The following is a 19555-nucleotide window of genomic DNA, read 5'->3' as shown; positions in this document are numbered from 1 at the left end:
ATAAGGTCGAAAAAGAAGAGGACCTCGACGTCCTGCAAAAACGCATCGAGGATTATGGCATCTCCACCGAGATGCTGCCCGAAGGCAGCCTTCCGTCGACCGGGCGCATGCTGAAATTCTCTCTGCCCAGCGGCCACGAGATGCGTCTGTACGCGACGAAGGAATACGTCGGCACCGAGGTCGGAACCGTCAATCCCGATCCCTGGCCCGACGGGCTCAAGGGGGCGGGGGTGCACTGGCTCGATCATTGCGCCTTGGTGTGCGAGCTCGACCCGGAGCGCGGCATCAACCATGTGGCCGACAACACCAAGTTCGCGCAGGAAGTGCTCGACTTCTACCTCGTCGAGCAAATCGTCGTCGGACCGGAAGGCTCGGTGAAGGCGGCCACTTGGCTCGCGCGCACGTCTACGCCGCACGACCTCGCTTTTCTTGGCGGGCCGCAGATGGGGTTGCATCACATTGCGTTCTTCCTCGAGTCCTGGGATGACTTGCTGAAGGCGGCCGACGTGATGGGCAAACATCACACCAAGATCAACGCTGGGCCGACACGTCATGGCGTGACGCGCGGCGCCACGATCTACTTCTTCGACCCCAGCGGCAACCGCAATGAGACTTTTGCCGGGCTGGGTTATATTTCCCAGCCGGATCGTCCGGTCACGACTTGGACCGAGGACAAACTTGGGTATGGAATTTTCTTCCATAGCGGTGAGGTAATGCCGTCTTTTACAGAGGTTTATACTTGATATAAAAATAAAAAACAAAGCTTCGATAAGAAAGCTCGTTGATTAAAGATCCTTTTCTTTTACCAAGGACCAAGACAAAGAAGAACCTGATGGTTCGATTTACTAAAACTTGATCTAGTTTTTTAGCATTGGGAGACACATCGATGAATTGGAATGGAAAATTGCCAATCTGGCATGGAAAAGTTTTCAGCAATGGGTGGGTAGTGCCGCGAGGGGGCGTGGCCGACGTGGTCGATCCTTCCTCTGGCGATGTGCTTGGCGTAACCGGCATTGCGAATAGCGAGGATATCGCAACCGCAGCCAGCGCAGCAAAAGAAGCACAAAAAAAATGGGCGGCAATGCCATTCAACGATCGAGCAGCCATACTAAGGAAAGCTGCAGAAAAACTTCGGGAACGCGAGGCTGAATTTGCTGACTGGAATGTACGCGAATGTGGTGCGGTTCGCATGAAAGGTGTATGGGAAGCTGGAATTACCTATGAGCAGATGCATCAGGCCGCAAGCCTTGCATTCCTGCCGAATGGTACGTTGTTTCCCTCCCAAGTTCCTGGGCGCATGAATTTTGTACACCGAGTACCGGTGGGAGTAGTCGGAGTCATTGCGCCATGGAACTTCCCTCTATTCCTTGCGATGAGGTCAGTCGCACCTGCGCTGGTTTTGGGCAATGCAGTGATTCTTAAGCCTGATGTTCAAACAGCCGTGACTGGTGGGGCCCTCATTGCAGAAATTTTTGCGGAAGCAGGAATTCCTGAAGGAGTTTTGCACGTCCTTCCCGGCGGAGCAGATGCTGGTGATGCAATGGTGACAAATCCGGAAATCGATATGATTTCCTTTACTGGTTCTACGGCCGTTGGTCGGCAGATTGGCGAGAAATGCGGCAGGATGCTCAAAAAAGTCACGCTTGAGCTAGGAGGGAACAACGTACATATCGTTCTTCCTGACGCAGATCTCACTGGCGCTGCAAGTTGTGCCGCATGGGGGACATTCTTGCATCAGGGGCAAGTTTGCATGGCCGCAGGTCGTCATCTAGTACATCGCGATGTTGCCCAACAGTACGCGCAAGAGCTCGCTGCACGGGCCAAGAATCTTGTTGTCGGCGACCCCAAGACAGATCAAGTGCATCTTGGGCCACTGATCAACGACAAACAGGTTGCTCGGGTGCATGCACTCGTAGAGTCCGCACAAAAACAAGGTGCCAAGGTCTTGGTCGGTGGTACTCACCAAGGACGCTTTTATCAACCGACCGTTCTCATGGACGTACGGCCCGATATGGATGTGTTCAAGTCCGAGATTTTTGGGCCAGTCGCGCCGATTACCGTTTTCGATACCATCGATGAAGCGATTGAACTAGCCAATAGCTCCGAATATGGCCTAGCAGCTTCTATTCATACGAGTGCCATAGCCACTGCATTACAAATAGCAAAACGTCTCAAGACAGGCATGGTACATATTAACGATCAACCCATCAATTGTGAACCTCATGTGCCATTCGGTGGCATGGGTGCCTCTGGAACTTCGGGCAGATTTGGAGGGCTTTCGAGTATCGATGAGTTTACGCAATCTCAATGGATAAGCATGGTAGAAAAACCCACCAATTATCCTTTTTAACTGACCAGTAAGGAGACCAAAATGGATACGTTGCGTTATTACATAGTGCCCCTTGTAACCGCATGTGGGGTTGTAGGTTTTTATTTTGGAGGGGACTGGGTCTGGCTTGGTGCCTCGACCTTCCCTGTGCTTATGGCACTAGATATCCTTCTACCGAAGGACTATGCGGAGAGGAAAGTAAACAAGTTTTTTGCTGATTTGGCGCTTTACTTGCAGCTTCCTCTGATGATTGCTCTTTATGGATTTTTTATTCTTGCATCGAGAGAAGGACTCATCAATTTCAGCAATCCCATGCAATTGATTGGATCCATCCTTTCAATCGCATGGCTTAGCGCAGTGCCCACGCTGCCCGTGGCGCATGAATTGATGCATCGCAGGCATTGGTTTCCGAGGAGAATTGCGCAACTGCTTTCAACATTTTATGGCGACCCCAACCGAGACATCGCCCACGTAGCGACGCATCATATTCAACTCGACACCCCGCTTGATAGTGATACGCCTTATCGTGGACAAACTATCTATAGCTTCGTGATCACTGCAACGGTTGGTGCCATAAAAGATGCAATCAAGGTTGAAGCCGAAGCATTGCGCCGGAAAGGAAAATCCCCCTGGAATCTTGCCAATCGCACGTATCAATACGTACTTCTTCTGCTTGCACTCCCAGCAATCACTGCTTATCTTGGAGGAGCAAACGCTGGATTGGTAAGTGTTGCCTCCATGATATTAGCAAAAGGGCTTGTTGAGGGATTCAACTACTTTCAGCATTATGGCCTGATTCGGGAAATTGGCAGCCCTATCCTTTTACACCATGCTTGGAATCATATGGGGGCTATCGTAAGGCCGCTCGGGGTGGAAATTACGAATCACATTAACCACCATATCGATGGTTATATTCCGTTCTATGAGTTGAAGCCCGAACCTCAAGCACCTCAAATGCCTTCTCTCTTCCTGTGCTTTTTGCTTGGCCTGATTCCTCCTCTGTGGTTCAATCTTGTGGCCAAGCCGAAACTTCGGGACTGGGATGAGCGCTATGCAACGCCGGGTGAGAGAAAACTTGCCATGGCCGCCAATGAACGGGCAGGCTGGGAGAACTGGCTTACGCCCCAAGCAGCGTGATTCATTGTTGAGCTGATAATATCAAAAGGGCCGCTGGACGCCCCCAAGGAATTGATCCGGCGGCCCTTTCATCACAGCTCCACGAAGCAGCAAACGATAGGCGATTCATTTTATTCAGTAAGCAAAGGCCGTTTTTATATTATTGAATCAAATCCCAAAACTCTTCAAAAATATTTTAGGGCATATATGTATGTTTAAAAAAATCATTGAATTATTCTCGCCTGGAAAAGATGCAAAAGTAAAAGTTATTGGACAGGGGATTGAATTCAATGTTGACAAAGGAAAAACGGTCCTAGAAGGGGCGCTAAATGTTGGTATAGATTTTCCACATGACTGTAAAGTCGGAACTTGTGGAAAATGTAAATACAAGTTGATTAATGGAAAAATAAGCGAATTATCCTCCTCAGCTAAGGCGCTAAGTGGCGAGCTTTATCAGTCAGGATACCGGCTTGCATGCCAGTCAATTCCTAAGTGCGACCTTGATATTGAAGTAGACACGCCGCTCAGTCGATCCATAAAGGTCCAAGAATACGATGCAGTAATTCAGTCGCAATTGCTGCTTACTCATGACATTATTGAATTGACCATTATTCCAGAAAAGCCCATAGCATTTCAACCTGGACAATATGCCGATATCATCAACAATGAATTGGGCGTATCCAGAAGTTATTCATTTGCCACCCCTCCAAAAGAAAATGGGGAATTAAAATTTCACATCAGACACGTCCCTGGCGGCAAATTCAGCGGTTGGCTCTTCGGTGGTGATCGAACAGGTACGCATCTTCGTGTGCGAGGTCCCTATGGTCAGTTTCACTACCACGAAAGTAATGATGTCATGGTATGCGTTGCTGGTGGAACTGGGCTGGCACCCATAAAGTGCATTTTAGAAAGCATGACGGCATCGCAACGCCAGCGTGATGTTTTTTTGTTTTTCGGCGCACGAAGACAAAAGGACTTATATTGCTTGGAGGAAATCGAAGCGCTTCGAAAACTTTGGGGAGGTCGGTTCGAATTTATCCCCATACTGTCAGAGGAACCTCACAATTCTGATTGGCAGGGGAGAAGGGGTATGATTACAGAGCATTTGCGCGAATTTCTTTCAGGGCTTTCATGTGAAGGATATCTCTGCGGCCCTCCACCTATGGTAGATGCGGTAGAGGCGGAGCTAATTCGTATTGGTGTATCGCCTCATTCCATTTACGCAGATCGGTTTTATAGTCAAGCCCAAAGTCCCAAGTAGCGCCAAAAGTAATACTAGATGATATTGTTTCGATGAAATAATGAAAAGGAGGAATTAAATAAAGGAAAATTTCTGTGCACATAAATACATCAATAAAGCAAAGAGTTTAAAATAGCAACCCAATATGGAGAAAAAAATGGAAATCAAAGCAGCGGTTGTCCGCACACCAAAGGGACCATTTGTTCTTGAAGACGTACAACTTAATGAGCCCGCAGACGACCAAATCCTGGTTCGGCTCGTCGCGAGCGGTTTGTGTCATACAGACCTCATTTGTCGAGATCAGCATTATCCAGTTCCGCTTCCTATGGTGTTTGGTCATGAAGGTGCAGGTATAGTCGAGAAGGTAGGACGTTCGGTCAAAAAGGTTCAACCAGGGGACCACGTTGTCTTGACGTTTTATACATGCGGTCAGTGTGAAGCCTGTCTTTCCGGTGATCCAACCAGTTGTACCAATTCATTCGTTCCAAACTTTATGGGGCGTTCTGTAGCGGGTGAATGTACAATCCATGATCACAAGGGAGGCGAAGTAGGAGGCAGTTTTTTTGGTCAATCTTCCTTTGCGACATACGCGCTGAGCTATGAACGCAACACGGTGAAGGTACGAAAAGATGCACCACTAGAACTGCTAGGTCCCCTTGGCTGTGGCATACAAACAGGAGCGGGAGCAGTTCTCAATGCGCTCGATCCTGCTGCAGGGACTGCCATTGGTATTTTCGGCGCTGGTGCTGTCGGCCTTTCGGCGGTAATGGCTGCAGTGGTAGCCGGTTGTACGACCATTATTGCAATCGATATCAAAGAAAATCGACTGGAACTAGCTAAGGAGCTCGGTGCTACTCATGTAATCAATGCGGCGAAATGCAATCCTGTTGAAGAAATACAAAAAATCATTCCAAATGGTCTACCCAATGTTTTGGAAACGAGTGGCATTCCTTCCGTGCTTGAACAGGCTATTTTGTCATCCCGCATAGGTGGAACCATAGGAATTGTTGGCGCCCCCCCGATGGGAAGCACTATTCCTCTTGACATCAATTTTCTCCTTTTTAACAGAAAACTACGGGGCATCATTGAAGGTCAAGCTATTTCAGACATCTTCATACCTAGACTTATCGATCTTTATCTTGCCGGAAAATTTCCATTTGATAAATTGATTAAATTCTACCCGTTTGATCAAATCAACAAAGCTGCAGAAGACTCCGAAAAAGGGACAACATTAAAACCCGTTTTGCTTATGAAGTGATATCTTTATTTCATGAGGGACGATCTATAATGATCGGTCCCTTATTTCGTTTTTAACAAAATCTAATAAATTCAAGCAAAGGAGGAAAAATGAAAACGGTTTTGTCTAATAAAAAGATTTTTATCAGATTTTTGTCTTCTGCATTAGGGCTTGGTGCTAGCAACTATGCACTAGCAACCGACGGTCTATTCATAGAGGGATTCGGAGCAGTGTCACGCGGCATGGGGGGAACTGCAACTGCGCACAATGTCGGACCGGCTGGCATGATGGTGAATCCTGCGACACTGTCTCTTGGTACTGCTAAAAGTGAGTTACTCATTGGATTAGATGTACTCACTACAGATATTAGCGCGAGAAACCTGGATACAGGTGAGAAAGTGTCGTCCGACAATGAATCTCACAACCGAGGCCCCTATTTTGCACCACAATTCGCTTTCATCAAACGGATTGATAATTTCTCTTTGGGTTTTGGTGCATTTGCCCAAGCAGGGGTTGGGGTTGAGTATGGTAAAACAAGTTTTCTTTCCCGGGGTGATTCAGGAGGGGTTGGCTACGGGGGGAACGACACTGGGCTAGAAAATGCAAGTAGATTTTTAATATTAGACATTCCATTGGCTGCAAGCTACCAGCTCACCGATGCGCTCGCCGTGGGTCTAACATTAGATGCCAAGTGGACGGGATTGAATCTCGACTATTTACTCGGCTCCAACCAGTTAGCCAGCCTAGCAGGTTCTGGACGCGCATCAGGATCTTTGATGGGACTGATGGGATCTCTGCCCAGTTTGCAGGGAGTACATCTCAGTGTCAGTAAAGACAAAGAGATCGAAAGTGGGGCTTCAGGCTGGGGCTATTCAGGTCGGATAGGCATGCTTTATAAGGTGAATTCCACGACAAACATGGGTTTGTCTTATATGTTCAAGAGCAATATGAACGATGTGGAGGGAAATGCCACTGTAACTGCAGTGGATGGAATTGCAGGGCATATTCCGATCTCTGGAAAATTTAAGCTTCGCAACTTCAATACCCCGCCAAAACTGGATTTTGGAATAAGCCATCAGTTTTCAGACAATCTTTTGCTGGCTCTTGATATATCCAGGGTTTTTTGGCGAGATACTTTGAAAGATATCAAAATAAAATTCACTAGCGGCATGGGTAACGTCAACTTGCGTCTACCTCAAAATGCTAAGAACCAAACAATCGTCGCAGTAGGTGCTGCCTATAGAATGACACCAAAATTTACGCTAAGAGCAGGCTATCGCCAGGCAACGCAACCGCTCGATGATGACGCCCTCTTGGCACTTATTCCTGCAACTCTTGAAAAACATGGAACACTAGGATTTTCATATGATTTTTCAAAAAATGACCGGGTTGACTTTGCCTATTCTCATGCATTCAATAAAAAAATGACTAATCGTTCTGATTTTAACACATCGGCACCCGTTCGATCTTCAATTTCCCAGGACAATTTTGTTTTGAGTTATAGCCACTCATTTTAAAGTTGGCGATTAGATTTTTTCCATGAAAAGGGAAGGTACGAAGGGATCGCTGCTCACCCCCCTTCGAACCTTCCCTATTCAGAATCAAGCAAGAATGCAGATATTCAAAACCTAACAGTTATTTTTTTCGCAGCAGGTCACGTAAATTCACAGCAGGATCCACAATAGTATCGCGCGTGACGGGCATTTGGGCTTCGGCAATACGCGAAGCGGCAGAATAATCCTTAGAAGCATTGGCAGCTAGGACTGCCAGGGCTCTTCCTTCTTTGACACGAAAAAGAAGATACGGAGTATCTTGATTCAAACTTCCTCTTTCCCAATATTCTCCTTCCCCATTGATATCACCAGTCACCTGAATGAACTGTCCAGCGATATCTGTCCAGAATTTTGGCACCTGTGGTGAAGGCATGGGAGTTCCCATTAGCGTAGCGGCAACAGCTTCCGCTTCCTGTTGAGTATTAATATAAGTTCCCAGAGGACGACGTCCGCCGCTTTTCAGCGGCCAATTGGCTACGTCACCTAAGGAAAAAATATTTGGCTCTGAAGTACGCCCACAATCATCGACAAGGATCCCATTGTCGCATTTTAACCCTGCAGCGCGTGCGAGGGCATCATTCGGAATAGAACCAATCGAAACGAGCACCAAATCGCAGGGGATTTCGTCTTTGTCTGTGATGATTTTCTCTACCCTACTCTCCCCACGGATTTCCCTAAGCTGCGTGTTGAGCTGAACACTTACTCCCTTTCGTTCGAGAAGCCCCCTGAGCCATGCTCCAACTTTAGCGCTCAAGGCACACTCTAACAATTCCGATCTCGATTCCACTATCGTCACGTCCAATCCCATATCTGCCACGGTGGACGCTACCTCACAACCAATCAAGCCTCCGCCAAGGATAACGATCTTTCGGCCTGGAGTCATATGCGATTTAAGTTCAGTCGCATCACGGTATGTCCGTAGATAAAAGACATTTTTCAGCTCGCTTCCCGGCACCTGAATCCTTCGAGGAATCATGCCGGTTGCGATAACCAACTTAGAGTATGATAATGATTCATCATTATCAAGTATAACTTTTTGCTCGCTCGGAAGAAGACGAACAGCTCTCTTGCCAGAGAGATAAAGCACATGTTCTTTTTGAAAGAAGTTTATGTCGACCAAAAACGGCGATTGATCTATTTTTCCTTTTAAATAATCCTTGGAGAGAGAAGGTCTATCATAAGGAAACCTACCCTCCTCATCAAGGAGAATGACCTCTCCATCATATTTTCGCATTCCAACTGCATGGGCCACAGAAACTCCAGCAAGTCCGGCCCCAATAATTAGAATTTTCTCATCCTTCATAAGATTATTCTCCCTCTTTTTTCATATAAACCTAATTAATTTAGATTATAGATTTTCCTGCTTCATCTTTCGTTTGAAGACAAGTGGTTTTCCAGAGTGAGCCCTCTTGACCATCCATGCAGCTAGTGCGGAATCCAGATAATCCGCATGACCAGGAAACCAGTCCTTTAGTGCAAGAGCAAGGTTCCGACAGAGTGCATAAGTTTGCTCGGCTTCAAGCAGCTGTTGCACCTGCATAACGGAATCGAGCACTTTAGCATGTTCCTCCATATGACAGCCCTTAGGAGGAAAATCCGTCTCCTTCATCCAGCGATCTTCTTGCTGGAAATGTGCTTCGAGGTGAGCACGCAACTGCTTCATCGCCTCGACCATCTCAAAGTCTTCTGCTCTGAGTACGGCATCGACCCGGATGACAAACTCTTCATGAATATGGTCCATCGGGGCGTAACCAAGCAGATAACGGTCTTCCCAACTGAATTGTGGGTTACTCATTTATCGTCTCGCTATAGGAACCTCATTCAGGTGAGGCATAAATTTTACCATCTTCAATCTTGACAGAATAGACTTTGAGCGGAATGGTACAAGGTGGGGCCGTGACCTCGCCAGTCCGAACATCAAAACGCCCTGCGTGAAATGGGCATTCGATCTCGTAGCCCTCAAGATAACCATCGGTCAAGAACGCCTTTCCATGCGTACAGGTATCGTCGATTACGTAGTAGCTGTCATCAATATTGACCACAGCCAAAGGGGGAAAACCCTCGACCAAGATTTGCATGCAGGTGTCGGTAGCAACATCAGTGGTATTACAGATGAAAACCCAGTTCTTATCTTGCATGGATGGAACCTCTACGACGTAGGATCGATTAGTTAAGCTGAGGGAAACCCTCACCTGCAGCCAAAGAAGCCGCCGCGAGGATGGCGTTAAGCATCATGGAGTGATCAGCAATACCCTTGCCGACGATATCATAGGCCGTTCCATGGGCTACTGAGGTATGAGGATAAGGAGGGCCTATAATAACAGCGTAATTACCGGAGAATGCCGCAGTTTTGACGGCAATATGCCCTTGGTCGTGGTACATTGCAAGCACGAGATCGTAATAACCATCGATGCAGTGCCGAAAAACCGTATCAGGGCTAATAGGGCCACTGACATTCAAACCTTTTTGTTGCGAAGCAAGTACGGCAGGAATGATTTCTTCGCTTTCTTCTTGGCCTTTGGCATGGGGATTGAAACCAGCCACTGCAATCCTTGGTTGTTTTACCCCCCAGACTTCAAACGTTTGCTGCAGGATCTCAAGGGTTTTTTCAACGAGTGGCCGTGAAATAAGCCCTGAGACTTCACGGAGTGGTACATGATCAGTCAAATGTGCTACCCGTAAAGGCCCTGATACTAGCAGTAAATAACTTTGTCCCGGAATTGGTTGAACCACGCGGTCCAATACCCCGGCTTCCTCCATCGCCACGCCACTGATAGGAGCCATAACAGTAGCATCCAACAGCCCCATTCTCGCCAATTGGTCGGCTTGGTCCAACCAAATGCCTGTCGCCTTACCGCAAACGGCATTGTCCTTTCCGAGAGTAACGTCTTTGAGAGCAAGCTCGCCCGTATCAAACACGAAAATACCTTCATTATCCCAATTGATTTGATTGAACTGCTCGGGCGTCGTCAATACGTGTAGCTGGGCGTGCTTTCCTAGCATATCAAGCACTGCTTGAACCACTTCGACAGAGCCGATCAGGATTGGTTGGCAGCATTTTTTGATACGTTCCTCAAAGATCGATTTTATGACAACCTCTGGTCCAATTCCAGATGGGTCACCGATCATGATCCCTACACGCGGTTTTTTAACCGAGCATGGAATATTTACCATAGTTTGTCTCCTCTCATCTATCTCGAAAAAGAACTGCCAATCATACGATTGGCAGTTCTTAAAATACTAAAGCCCAGAGAAGCAAAGCGCAAGCATCAAACGCTATAGATATCTAGCACCGTATCGATGTAATCATTGATCAAAATAATTTTCTTCTTCTTGATACGCCAATCGTTTTCTTGCGGAATTAGCAGATATTCATAATACCCAAAGAAGTTCTGCGTCGTATTGCGGCGAAAGACGTAACTCGTAAAATTTGCTCTGACCGAACAAGTTCCGTCCTCATTGAGCGTTGGGCGAACGTTCGAGACGAGATGACACGTTCTCGGCAAAGGAATGGAAGCAGACGAGCGGCCAGTGCGCAAGCGGAAGATACGATCCTCAAGACCGCTCCGATCCCGATAGTACATCAATGAGACTTCGTTATTTGGATTCTTAGTATACTCATACTCCGAATCCCAAGAGGGAATCCAATATTCAGCTTCGGGATCAAAAAGCTCCAACCATTCATCCCACTTACGATCATCAAGATATTCCGCCTCACGGAACAAAAAAGCTTCGATCTGCTCTTTGATACTTGATTCACGCATCATTGTTTCCATCATTTGTCTCCTTCACCGGCGCTCATCAATTCCAACCAACGCTCATGCTGAGCAAGGAAGATCCCTTCATCTGCGACGTGCGCACCGCTGCGTCTTGGTTTGATCCCGAGTTGTTCCGCTTCCTCGTTGGGACCTTCTACTTCATGGGTCGAACCGCGGGAGAGATCACTCCAGCGCATCACGTCATAGCTCTTGCTACCGACCTGGCTTTCATTGAACTCCATCAGATCGTCTGGCGTAGCCATGCCAGAAACATTGAAAAAGTCCTCATACTGCCGGATGCGTTTGGCGCGCTCTTCGGGCGGTTCTCCCACTGGGGCGAAGCAGTAAATCGTGACCTCGGTCTTGTCCACAGCAAGCGGGCGGAAGACGCGGATCTGAGTGCTCATCTGATCCATGAGCAGGACGTTGGGATAAATAAGCAGGTTGCGCCCACGCTCGGTCATCCATTTTGCCTTTGCCTCGCCATGGCGCACGGCGAGCTCTTGACGATGCGCGTAAATCGGCTGATCCGCGGCGTTCGCCTTGTCCCACCAGATGACAGTGTGGCCATTGCCGAGGTGGAAGAAACCACTATTGGGCACCGAGGTGATCTGTCCTGCAGCCAAGACTTTCAAGCCTTTTTCCGCGTTGATCTTGGCGCGATTTTGATAGACCATCACATAGTTGGCATGCGTGGTATCGACGTGATAGCCATCGACCCCGTTTTCGGCCTGCATCTTCCAGTTGCCATTGAAAGTATAGGTCGATTTTCCTTTCAATACCTCGATCCCTTGAGGAGACTGATCCACTATGAGATCGATGAAAGTCTTGCTCTCAGCCAGATAGTCTTCCAGGGGTTCAGCATGCGGGTTGAGCGTCGCAAAGAGAAAACCACGATAGCTTTCGAGTCGGACGGGCACAAGATCGCGGCCGCAAGTGTCAAAACTGGCTGGGTAACCACCGATGTCTTTCTTCACGACATCGAGAAGTTTTCCTTTCGCATCAAAGACCCATCCATGGAAGGGGCAGGCGAAATTCGTTGCCTTCCCCTTGGACATTCGGACCAAGGTACTGCCGCGATGCGAGCAAATATTGACAAAGGCGTGAAGCTTGCCCTCCTTATTGCGCGTAATGACGATGGGCGTTCTTTCAATCCATGTCGTCAGGTAGTCGCGGGGGTTTGGAATCTGGCTTTCATGCGCAACGAAAACCCAGACCTTGAGCCAGATATTTTTCCGCTCCAGCTCAAAGAGCTCCTCATCTACGAAAATTCGACGATCCACCGTTCTAATGCCATTTTTTTCATGGTGAATCAGTTGTTGGAAAAGCTCTTTAGATACGGTGTCCATGACTACACTCCTTTGATATAGAATCTTTATAATGATGCGCCAGAGGCCAAGGGGCAGACAATCATCTCCCCAAATCTTTTGCTGTTATCCCTCCGATCCCCCATTGCGATTTTGGTACCTCCTGGATCATCACGCGGATGTTCTCCTTGGGCGAACCGAGCGACTCGACCAGCGCCTCGGTCACCTTGGCGATCGCCGCCTTTTTCTGCTCTTCGGTACGGCCTTCGAGAATGTAGATGTGCACGAACGGCATGATTTCTCCCCTTTCTTCAACGAAACCGAACGCCGACGGATCCCAGGTGCTGCACCCGCAGTGTGATCGCATCCCCTTTTTGTACGCTCACCGCCTCGGTGATCCCGCCCGAGAGGATGAGGCTGCCGGCGGGAATCTCCTCGCCGCGTCGACCCAGTTCATTGGCGAGCATGGCCACGGCGCTCGCCGGATGCCCCAGCACGGCCGCGCCGGCACCAAAGGCCACCGGCTCGCCGTTTTTCTCCAATACCACACCGATCGTGCGCAAATCGAGCTCTTGTGGCGGCACAATGCGCCCTCCCACGACGAAACGGCTGCTCGAGCAGTTGTCGGCGATCACGCTCTTCAGGTCGAACTTGAAATCGCGGTAGCGGCTATCGATCACTTCGATGGCGGGGATGACGAAATCGGTGGCGGCGAGCACCGTGCCAATGTGGCATCCCGGCCCTTTGAGCGGAGCTTTGGTCACAAACGCGATCTCCGGCTCGACCTTGGGATGGATGAGCGCACTCGTGTCGATCTCTCCTCCTTCGGGCACGGCATAGTCATCGACGAGGAACCCAAAACAGGGGGTGGAGACGCCCATCTGCCGCATCTTGGCATGGGAGGTGAGGCCTGCCTTGAAGCCGACCACCCGCGCGCCGCGGGCGAGCTTGCGCCGTTTGATCGCCTCCTGGATGGCGTAGGCGTCTTCCCAGTCCATGTCGGGATAGTCGTCGGTAATCTTGGTCGTGTCCCGCGCCTCGAGTTCGCAGCGCTCGAGGTGTTCGGCCAAGCGCTCGATCGCTTCCTGTGCCAATTTCATGCCGCCATCTCCCGCGCCTTGGCCATGCTGAGCGCCGTATCTTCGATCATGTCTTCCTGTCCGCCGACCATGCCGCGACGTCCGAGCTCGACGAGGAGCTCACGGGCCGGGATGCCGTATTTCTGCTCGGCGCGCTTGGCAAAAAGCAGGAAGGAGCCATAGACGCCAGCGTAACCCAGGGTGAGCGCGTCGCGGTCGATGCGGATGGGGAAGTCCATGATGGGAACGACGAGGTCTTCGGCCACGTCCTGGATCTTGAAGACGTCGATGCCCGTCTCGATGCCCATCAGGTCGCACACGGCCACCAGCACTTCGGTGGGCGTGTTCCCTGCGCCCGCGCCCAGACCCGCGGCCGAGCCGTCGATGCGCACGGCACCCACTTCGATCGCAGCGAGCGAATTGGCGATCGCCATGCCCAGATTGTTGTGGGCGTGGAAGCCGAGCTCGGTCTCGGGTTTGAGCGCTTCGCGCACCGCACCCACGCGCGCCTTGACGCCGTCGGGCAGCAAGTGCCCGGCCGAATCGGTGACGTAGATGCAGTTGGCGCCGTAGCTTTCCATGAGCTTGGCTTGCTGCACCAGCCCTTCGGGCGTGTTCATATGGGCCATCATGAGAAAGCCCACGGTATCCATACCGAGTTTACGCGCCATACCGATGTGTTGCTCTGAGACGTCAGCCTCGGTGCAGTGCGTGGCCACCCGGATGGTATTCACCCCGAGTTCGTGGGCCATTTTCAGGTGATCGACGGTGCCGATGCCCGGTAGCAGCAGGGCCGAAACTTTGGCGCGCTTGAGCTTGGGGATGACAGCGGCGAGGTACTCTTCGTCGCTGTGCGCCGGAAAGCCGTAATTGACCGAGGCCCCGCCCAGCCCGTCGCCATGGGAGATTTCGATGAGGGGCACGCCCGCTTCGTCGAGCCCTTTGGCGATCGCGACCATCTGCTCGAGCGTGATCTGATGGCGCTTGGGGTGCATCCCGTCGCGCAGGGTCATGTCATGGACGGTGATTTTCTTGCCGCGAAGATCCATTTGTTCTCTCCTCCTTTCAGGCGAGCGCCACGGCGCGGTTGGGTTCGAGTCGCAGCTTGCCGGCCAGGATCTCTTCGGCGAACATTTCGGCGGTGCGCGCCGCGGCCGCGGTCATGATGTCGAGGTTGCCGGCGTATTTGGGCAGATAATCGCCCAGCCCTTCGACTTCGAGATAGACGGAGACGCGGTTGCCGTCGAAGACGGGGCCATTGACCAGGCGGTAGCCGGGAACGTACTTCTGCACTTCCTTGATCATGTCGTGGATCGAGGCGGTGATGAGCTCGCGCTCGGGTTCAGTCTCGGTGAGGCAATGCACCGTGTCGCGCATGATGAGCGGCGGTTCGGCGGGGTTGAGGATGATGATGGCCTTGCCTTTCTTGGCGCCGCCCACTTTCTCCACCGCCCCGGCGGTGGTGCGGGTGAATTCGTCGATGTTCTTGCGCGTGCCCGGACCGGCGGACTTGCTCGCCACGGTGGCGACGATTTCGCCGTAGGCGACCGGCTGCACGCGGGAGACGGCATACACCATGGGGATGGTCGCCTGGCCGCCGCAGGTGACCATGTTGACGTTCATCTCACCCTTGCCGACGTGTTCCTTGAGGTTGACCGGGGGTACGCAGTAGGGGCCGATCGCCGCCGGGGTGAGGTCGATCATCAGCACGCCGAGCGCGTTGAGCTTGCGGCTGTTTTCCGGGTGCACGTAGGCGCTGGTCGCGTCGAAGGCGATGCGGATCCCGTCTTCTTCCACATGGGGGAGCAAGCCGTCGACGCCCTCGGCGGTGGTCTTGAGCCCCATCTCGCGGGCACGCGCGAGCCCTTCGGAAGCCGGGTCGATGCCGACCATCCATACGGGTTCGAGCACGCTGCTGCGTTTGAGTTTGTAGAGCAGATCGGTGCCGATGTTGCCGGAGCCGATCAAAGCGCAACGGATCTTTTTCATGCGTTTTTCCTTTTCTCTCGAATTACGCGAACCTAACCGAGCAGCGACCAATACCGCCGATCGTCACGGAGAGATTGTCGCCTGCGCGCACCGGCACCATGGCAGCGAGCGAGCCCGATAGGATGATTTCACCGGCCTGCAGGGACACGCCCAACTGGCCGAGCGTATTGGCGAGCCAGGCCACGGCATTGGCTGGCGCTCCGAGCGCGGCTGCCCCGGCGCCCGTGGCGACGATCTCGCCGTTCTTCTCCAGCACCATGCCGCAGGTGGAGAGATCGACGCGGCGGGGATCGACCAATCGATCGCCAAGCACGAAGACACCGCAGGAGGCGTTGTCGGCCACGGTGTCCTGAATCTTGATCTTCCAGTCGCGGATGCGGGAGTCGACAATCTCGAAACAGGCCATTACCGCCTCGGTGGCCGCGAGCACGTCGGCCGCAGTCACTCCGGGGCCGCGCAGGTCGCGCTTGAGCAGGAAGGCGATCTCACCCTCGGCCTTGGGTTGGATGAGGGTGTCGGCGGGAATCGCCTCGCCCTCGTTGTAGACCATGCCGTCGAGCAAGTAGCCGAAATCCGGTTGATACACGCCCAACATGTTCATGACGGCCTTGGACGTGACGCCGATTTTCTTGCCGACCACGCGCTCGCCAGCGGCGAGCCGTTGCCCGATGAAATGCTGCTGGATGCGGTAGGCCTCTTCGATCGTCAGCTCCGGGTGACGCTGGCTGAGCGGCTCGACCACGCGGCAGCCTTTCCACGCCTCGTAGAGCTCCTCGCCCAGTCGCTGCAACAGGGGATCTTCCATCATGCCGTTCCTTCCAGGGGATGGGGTTCGTCGGCGCTCGCCTCGGCGAAGAAATCGCTCACCAGCCGGGCAAAACGGTCGGCGTGCTCGATCTGCGTCCAGTGTCCGCAACGGCCAAAGACGTGCAGTTGCGCCCGTGAAATCAACTGCGACAGTTTGAGCGAAGTCTCGAGCGGAATGATGCGGTCTTCGCGGCCGTGAATGACCAAGGTCTCGTGCGGGATGGCGCGGATCGCTTCTTCGGGGCTGGCGAGCGCATCGACCCAGCGCTGGCGCGGCGCCGGGAACATGGCGGCGAAGCTTTCCTGAAACCCGGGACGAATGCTGGCACGATAGCGCAGCTCGGCCAGTTCGTCATTGACCAGATTCCGATCCCAGGCGAAAAGATCCATGATCTTGCGCATGTTCTCGAAGCTGGGCGTATAGCCCCACACGGCATCCAGACCCGGAGTGATCTCGAAATGAACGCCGGCGCTACCCATCAGCACGAGCCGGCGGACGCGTTGGGGATGGCGAATGGTGAGCGCAAGCGACAGCGCTCCGCCAAAGGAATTGCCTACCAGGTCGACTTGCTCGAGGCCGAGTGCATCGAGTAGCCCCAAGGCATGCTGCACCCAATTGTCCAGCGAATAGGTATAGCCTTGCGGGCGCTCGGTAAAGCCGAACCCCACCATGTCGGGTGCGATCACCCGGGACTTTTCCGCCAGCTTGGGCATCACCAGCCGCCAGTTGGCCCAGGCCGATACGCCAGGCCCGGAGCCATGGATGAGCAGCACGGGAAATCCGCTCCCCATGTCGTGGTAATTGGTACGAATACCGGCGGCGACGATACTGCGGCCGATTTCGGGGTTGTTTTCGCTCATCGTGCCCTCGCCTTCACAGTTTGACGCAAATATTCTTGAGCTCGGTGTAGAACTCGAGGGAATGCACGCCCCCCTCGCGACCGATGCCGGATTGCTTCATGCCACCGAAAGGCGTGCGCAGATCGCGCAGGAACCAGGAATTCACCCACACGAGTCCGGCCTCGATCTGTCCGGCGACGCGGTGTGCCCGCGAGAGGTCTTTGGTCCAGATCGAACAGGCCAAGCCATAGTCGGTGTCGTTCGCCCGAGCGATCACTTCGTCCTCATCGTCGAACGGCTGGATCAGGGTGCAGGGGCCGAAAATTTCCTCCCGCGCGATGGGAGAATCGTCGCCCAGCCCGGTCCAGATCGTGGGCTGGATCCAGGAACCGCCGGCAAGCTCCGGCGGCATGTCGGGAATGCCGCCGCCAGTGACGACGGTCGCCCCCAGCGCCTTGGCTTTTTCGTAGTACGAGAGCACCTTGCGGCGATGCTCGTGGGAGATGAGCGGCCCGAGGTTGGTCTCGGGATCCTCTGGGCGTCCCAGTTTCAGATTCTCGGCGCTTTTTTTGAGCGCCTCGACGAAGCGCTCGAAAATGGGACGTTCGACATAGAGACGCTCGGTTCCGAGGCACACCTGGCCGCAGTTGGCAAACACCGAACGCATCGTCCCTTCGAGCGCCGCTTCGAAGTCGCAGTCGGCGAAAATGATCCCCGGATTCTTGCCGCCCATCTCGAGTGAGACGGGACGCGCCCCGTGGGCCGCAGCCTTCATGATGACTTCGCCCGTGCGCGTCTCGCCGGTAAAGGTGATGGCGTTCACCCCTGGGTGCGTGGTGACGTACTCACCGGCCGATTGCGGACCGAAGCCGTGCACGACGTTATATACCCCTTTCGGCACGCCGACTTCGTTCATCACTTCGCCCAGCAGCGTGGCCGTCTGCGGCGTTTCTTCGGAGGGTTTGACAACCACCGTATTGCCGCAGGCAAGCGCCGGACCGACCTTCCAGGTCATGAGCAAGAGCGGCAGGTTCCATGGGCAGATCACGCCGACCACGCCGATGGGGCGCCGCACCGCATAGTTGAGGGCGCCCTTGCCGTCGGGCGTCGGCGTTTCGAAGAATTCCGTCGGCACGTTCTTGACGACGTCGGCGAAGACCTTGAAGTTGGCCGCGCCGCGCGGAATGTCGATGTGGCGCGCCAAGCTCATCGGTTTGCCGGTATCGGCACATTCGGCCGCGAGGAATTCGTCGAAACGCCGATTGATGCCGTCGGCCACGGCGTAGAGCAGCTCGGCGCGCTCGGCCACCGTCAGCTTGCCCCAAGGACCCTTGAGCGCCGCGCGCGCCGCCTGCACCGCAGCGTCGACTTCGGCCTGGCCAGCCTCATGCACCAAGGCGATCACCTGCCCATCGACGGGGGAACGCTTCTCGAAGGTCTTGCCGGTGGCCACGAAGGCGCCATCGATGAAGTTGCGGATTTCTTTCATGATCATCCTTGTGTCGAGCAGGGGAACGTGAAAAAGCAGCCGGACCGACGGGCCCGGCCGCGCCCTCATCAGGTATAGACGTCCGTGAAGGACGGCATCGCTTCACCAGTATGGTAGAAAATGCCGCTCCAGAGCCTGTCCTCGGTCCAAGTCGTGACCGGACGATCCGGTTGGGCGAGATAGCCGAGTCCGGCAAAAGTCTCGTTGCGGTTGCCGCTGGGGTCGAAAAAGTAGATCGTGGCGCCGCGCGTCACGCCGTGGCGCGTCGGCCCGGCATCGATCTTGGTGCGGTGTTTGCCCATCACGTCGGCTGCTTTCAGCAAGTCCTCCCAGGAGTCGAGGAAGAAAGCGATGTGATGCAACCCCATCCGCGGCCCGCCGACGAAAGCGATGTCGTGCGGCGTAGACGTGCGCGCGAGCCAAGTGGCCGCCTTCACCGAACCTTCCGGTCCGACGACGATTTGCTCGACGAGGAAGAAGTCGAGCACCTCTTGCATGAACTTGGTGTTGTCGGCCACATGGTTGATGCCCTTCTCCGGATCGAGCTCGCACATCAGGAGGCAATGATCCAGCCAATGCACCCCCGCCCCCTTGAGCCCGTCGGGCCAAGGGTCGGGATTGACGGTGCCGACCTCGGTGCCGACGTATTCCTTCGTCGCGTACAGACGCATCTCGTGGCCGCTGGGCAGCAGGAATTTCAGCATGCGCCCGGTCGACGGAAGGCTGCCTTCGGGCAGCATCTCGGTGGAGATGCCATAATCCTCGATGCGTTTTTGCAGGACGTCGAGGTCCTCTTCTTTTTCGACCTTAT

The 19555-nt window shown here is 53.1% G+C and carries 20 protein-coding genes; 6 read left to right on the top strand and 14 right to left on the bottom strand.

All coding sequences use genetic code 11. The features are described 5' to 3' along the window. The 6 genes from EPD82_RS11535 to EPD82_RS11510 all read left to right on the top strand — a co-directional run. Positions 1-743 (top strand): VOC family protein (locus EPD82_RS11535; RefSeq protein ID WP_141056726.1); only part of this gene is annotated, 743 nt, incomplete at its 5' end. Between the two features lie 143 nt (positions 744-886). Next, the gene (locus EPD82_RS11530; protein ID WP_141056725.1) at positions 887-2350 is read left to right on the top strand and encodes a benzaldehyde dehydrogenase; all 1464 of its coding nucleotides are present in this window, start codon (positions 887-889) and stop codon (positions 2348-2350) included. A gap of 21 nt (positions 2351-2371) precedes the next feature. Continuing rightward, the gene (locus EPD82_RS11525; protein ID WP_141056724.1) at positions 2372-3466 is read left to right on the top strand and encodes an alkane 1-monooxygenase; all 1095 of its coding nucleotides are present in this window, start codon (positions 2372-2374) and stop codon (positions 3464-3466) included. A gap of 190 nt (positions 3467-3656) precedes the next feature. Continuing rightward, positions 3657-4706, top strand: a complete 1050-nt coding sequence (locus EPD82_RS11520) for a 2Fe-2S iron-sulfur cluster-binding protein (RefSeq protein ID WP_141056723.1) — start codon at positions 3657-3659, stop codon at positions 4704-4706. 136 nt (positions 4707-4842) lie between these two features. Next, on the top strand, positions 4843-5943 hold the full coding sequence (locus EPD82_RS11515; protein WP_141056722.1) for an NAD(P)-dependent alcohol dehydrogenase: 1101 nt from the start codon (positions 4843-4845) through the stop codon (positions 5941-5943). Positions 5944-6032: 89 nt separating this feature from the next. Continuing rightward, on the top strand, positions 6033-7439 hold the full coding sequence (locus tag EPD82_RS11510; RefSeq protein ID WP_141056721.1) for an OmpP1/FadL family transporter: 1407 nt from the start codon (positions 6033-6035) through the stop codon (positions 7437-7439). 118 nt (positions 7440-7557) lie between these two features. On the opposite strand, the gene EPD82_RS11505 is transcribed toward EPD82_RS11510, so the two are convergent. The 14 genes from EPD82_RS11505 to EPD82_RS11440 form a co-directional block, all read right to left on the bottom strand. After that, on the bottom strand, positions 7558-8778 hold the full coding sequence (locus EPD82_RS11505) for an NAD(P)/FAD-dependent oxidoreductase (RefSeq protein ID WP_141056720.1): 1221 nt from the start codon (positions 8776-8778) through the stop codon (positions 7558-7560). A 45-nt stretch (positions 8779-8823) separates the two neighbouring features. Further along, positions 8824-9270 carry a hemerythrin domain-containing protein gene (locus tag EPD82_RS11500; RefSeq protein ID WP_141056719.1) on the bottom strand — a complete coding sequence of 149 codons (447 nt, stop codon included), beginning with the start codon at positions 9268-9270 and terminating at the stop codon, positions 8824-8826. Between the two features lie 22 nt (positions 9271-9292). Then, on the bottom strand, positions 9293-9613 hold the full coding sequence (locus tag EPD82_RS11495; protein ID WP_141056718.1) for a non-heme iron oxygenase ferredoxin subunit: 321 nt from the start codon (positions 9611-9613) through the stop codon (positions 9293-9295). Positions 9614-9641: 28 nt separating this feature from the next. Further along, a complete protein-coding gene (locus EPD82_RS11490) occupies positions 9642-10649 on the bottom strand; it encodes a PdxA family dehydrogenase (protein ID WP_206202293.1) in 1008 nt (335 codons plus the stop codon). Between the two features lie 95 nt (positions 10650-10744). Then, the gene (locus EPD82_RS11485) at positions 10745-11254 is read right to left on the bottom strand and encodes an aromatic-ring-hydroxylating dioxygenase subunit beta (RefSeq protein WP_141056717.1); all 510 of its coding nucleotides are present in this window, start codon (positions 11252-11254) and stop codon (positions 10745-10747) included. Beyond that, positions 11251-12582 carry a Rieske 2Fe-2S domain-containing protein gene (locus EPD82_RS11480; RefSeq protein ID WP_141056716.1) on the bottom strand — a complete coding sequence of 444 codons (1332 nt, stop codon included), beginning with the start codon at positions 12580-12582 and terminating at the stop codon, positions 11251-11253. Before EPD82_RS11480 ends, EPD82_RS11485 begins: the two co-directional genes overlap by 4 nt. A gap of 61 nt (positions 12583-12643) precedes the next feature. Further along, positions 12644-12835: a 4-oxalocrotonate tautomerase gene (locus EPD82_RS11475; protein WP_141056715.1), complete on the bottom strand. Its 192-nt coding sequence runs from the start codon at positions 12833-12835 to the stop codon at positions 12644-12646. A 16-nt stretch (positions 12836-12851) separates the two neighbouring features. Then, positions 12852-13640, bottom strand: a complete 789-nt coding sequence (gene dmpH / locus EPD82_RS11470; RefSeq protein WP_055422899.1) for a 2-oxo-3-hexenedioate decarboxylase — start codon at positions 13638-13640, stop codon at positions 12852-12854. Further along, a complete protein-coding gene (gene dmpG, locus EPD82_RS11465) occupies positions 13637-14668 on the bottom strand; it encodes a 4-hydroxy-2-oxovalerate aldolase (protein ID WP_055422900.1) in 1032 nt (343 codons plus the stop codon). The genes dmpH and dmpG overlap by 4 nt, the downstream gene beginning before the upstream one ends. A gap of 16 nt (positions 14669-14684) precedes the next feature. After that, positions 14685-15608 carry an acetaldehyde dehydrogenase (acetylating) gene (locus EPD82_RS11460; RefSeq protein WP_141056714.1) on the bottom strand — a complete coding sequence of 308 codons (924 nt, stop codon included), beginning with the start codon at positions 15606-15608 and terminating at the stop codon, positions 14685-14687. 22 nt (positions 15609-15630) lie between these two features. After that, positions 15631-16413 carry a 2-oxopent-4-enoate hydratase gene (gene dmpE, locus EPD82_RS11455; RefSeq protein ID WP_141056727.1) on the bottom strand — a complete coding sequence of 261 codons (783 nt, stop codon included), beginning with the start codon at positions 16411-16413 and terminating at the stop codon, positions 15631-15633. Further along, on the bottom strand, positions 16413-17276 hold the full coding sequence (locus EPD82_RS11450; RefSeq protein WP_141056713.1) for an alpha/beta fold hydrolase: 864 nt from the start codon (positions 17274-17276) through the stop codon (positions 16413-16415). Before EPD82_RS11450 ends, dmpE begins: the two co-directional genes overlap by 1 nt. A 13-nt stretch (positions 17277-17289) precedes the next feature. After that, positions 17290-18744: a 2-hydroxymuconic semialdehyde dehydrogenase gene (locus EPD82_RS11445; protein ID WP_141056712.1), complete on the bottom strand. Its 1455-nt coding sequence runs from the start codon at positions 18742-18744 to the stop codon at positions 17290-17292. A gap of 68 nt (positions 18745-18812) precedes the next feature. After that, on the bottom strand, positions 18813-19555 hold a 743-nt coding region (locus EPD82_RS11440), incomplete at its 5' end, for a catechol 2,3-dioxygenase (protein ID WP_141056711.1).

The sequence above is a fragment of the Tepidiphilus succinatimandens genome (assembly GCF_006503695.1).
Classification (GTDB): Bacteria; Pseudomonadota; Gammaproteobacteria; order Burkholderiales; family Rhodocyclaceae; genus Tepidiphilus; species Tepidiphilus succinatimandens.
Note: the sequence above shows the minus strand (reverse complement) of the source record. Positions and strands in the feature narration are given on the sequence as shown.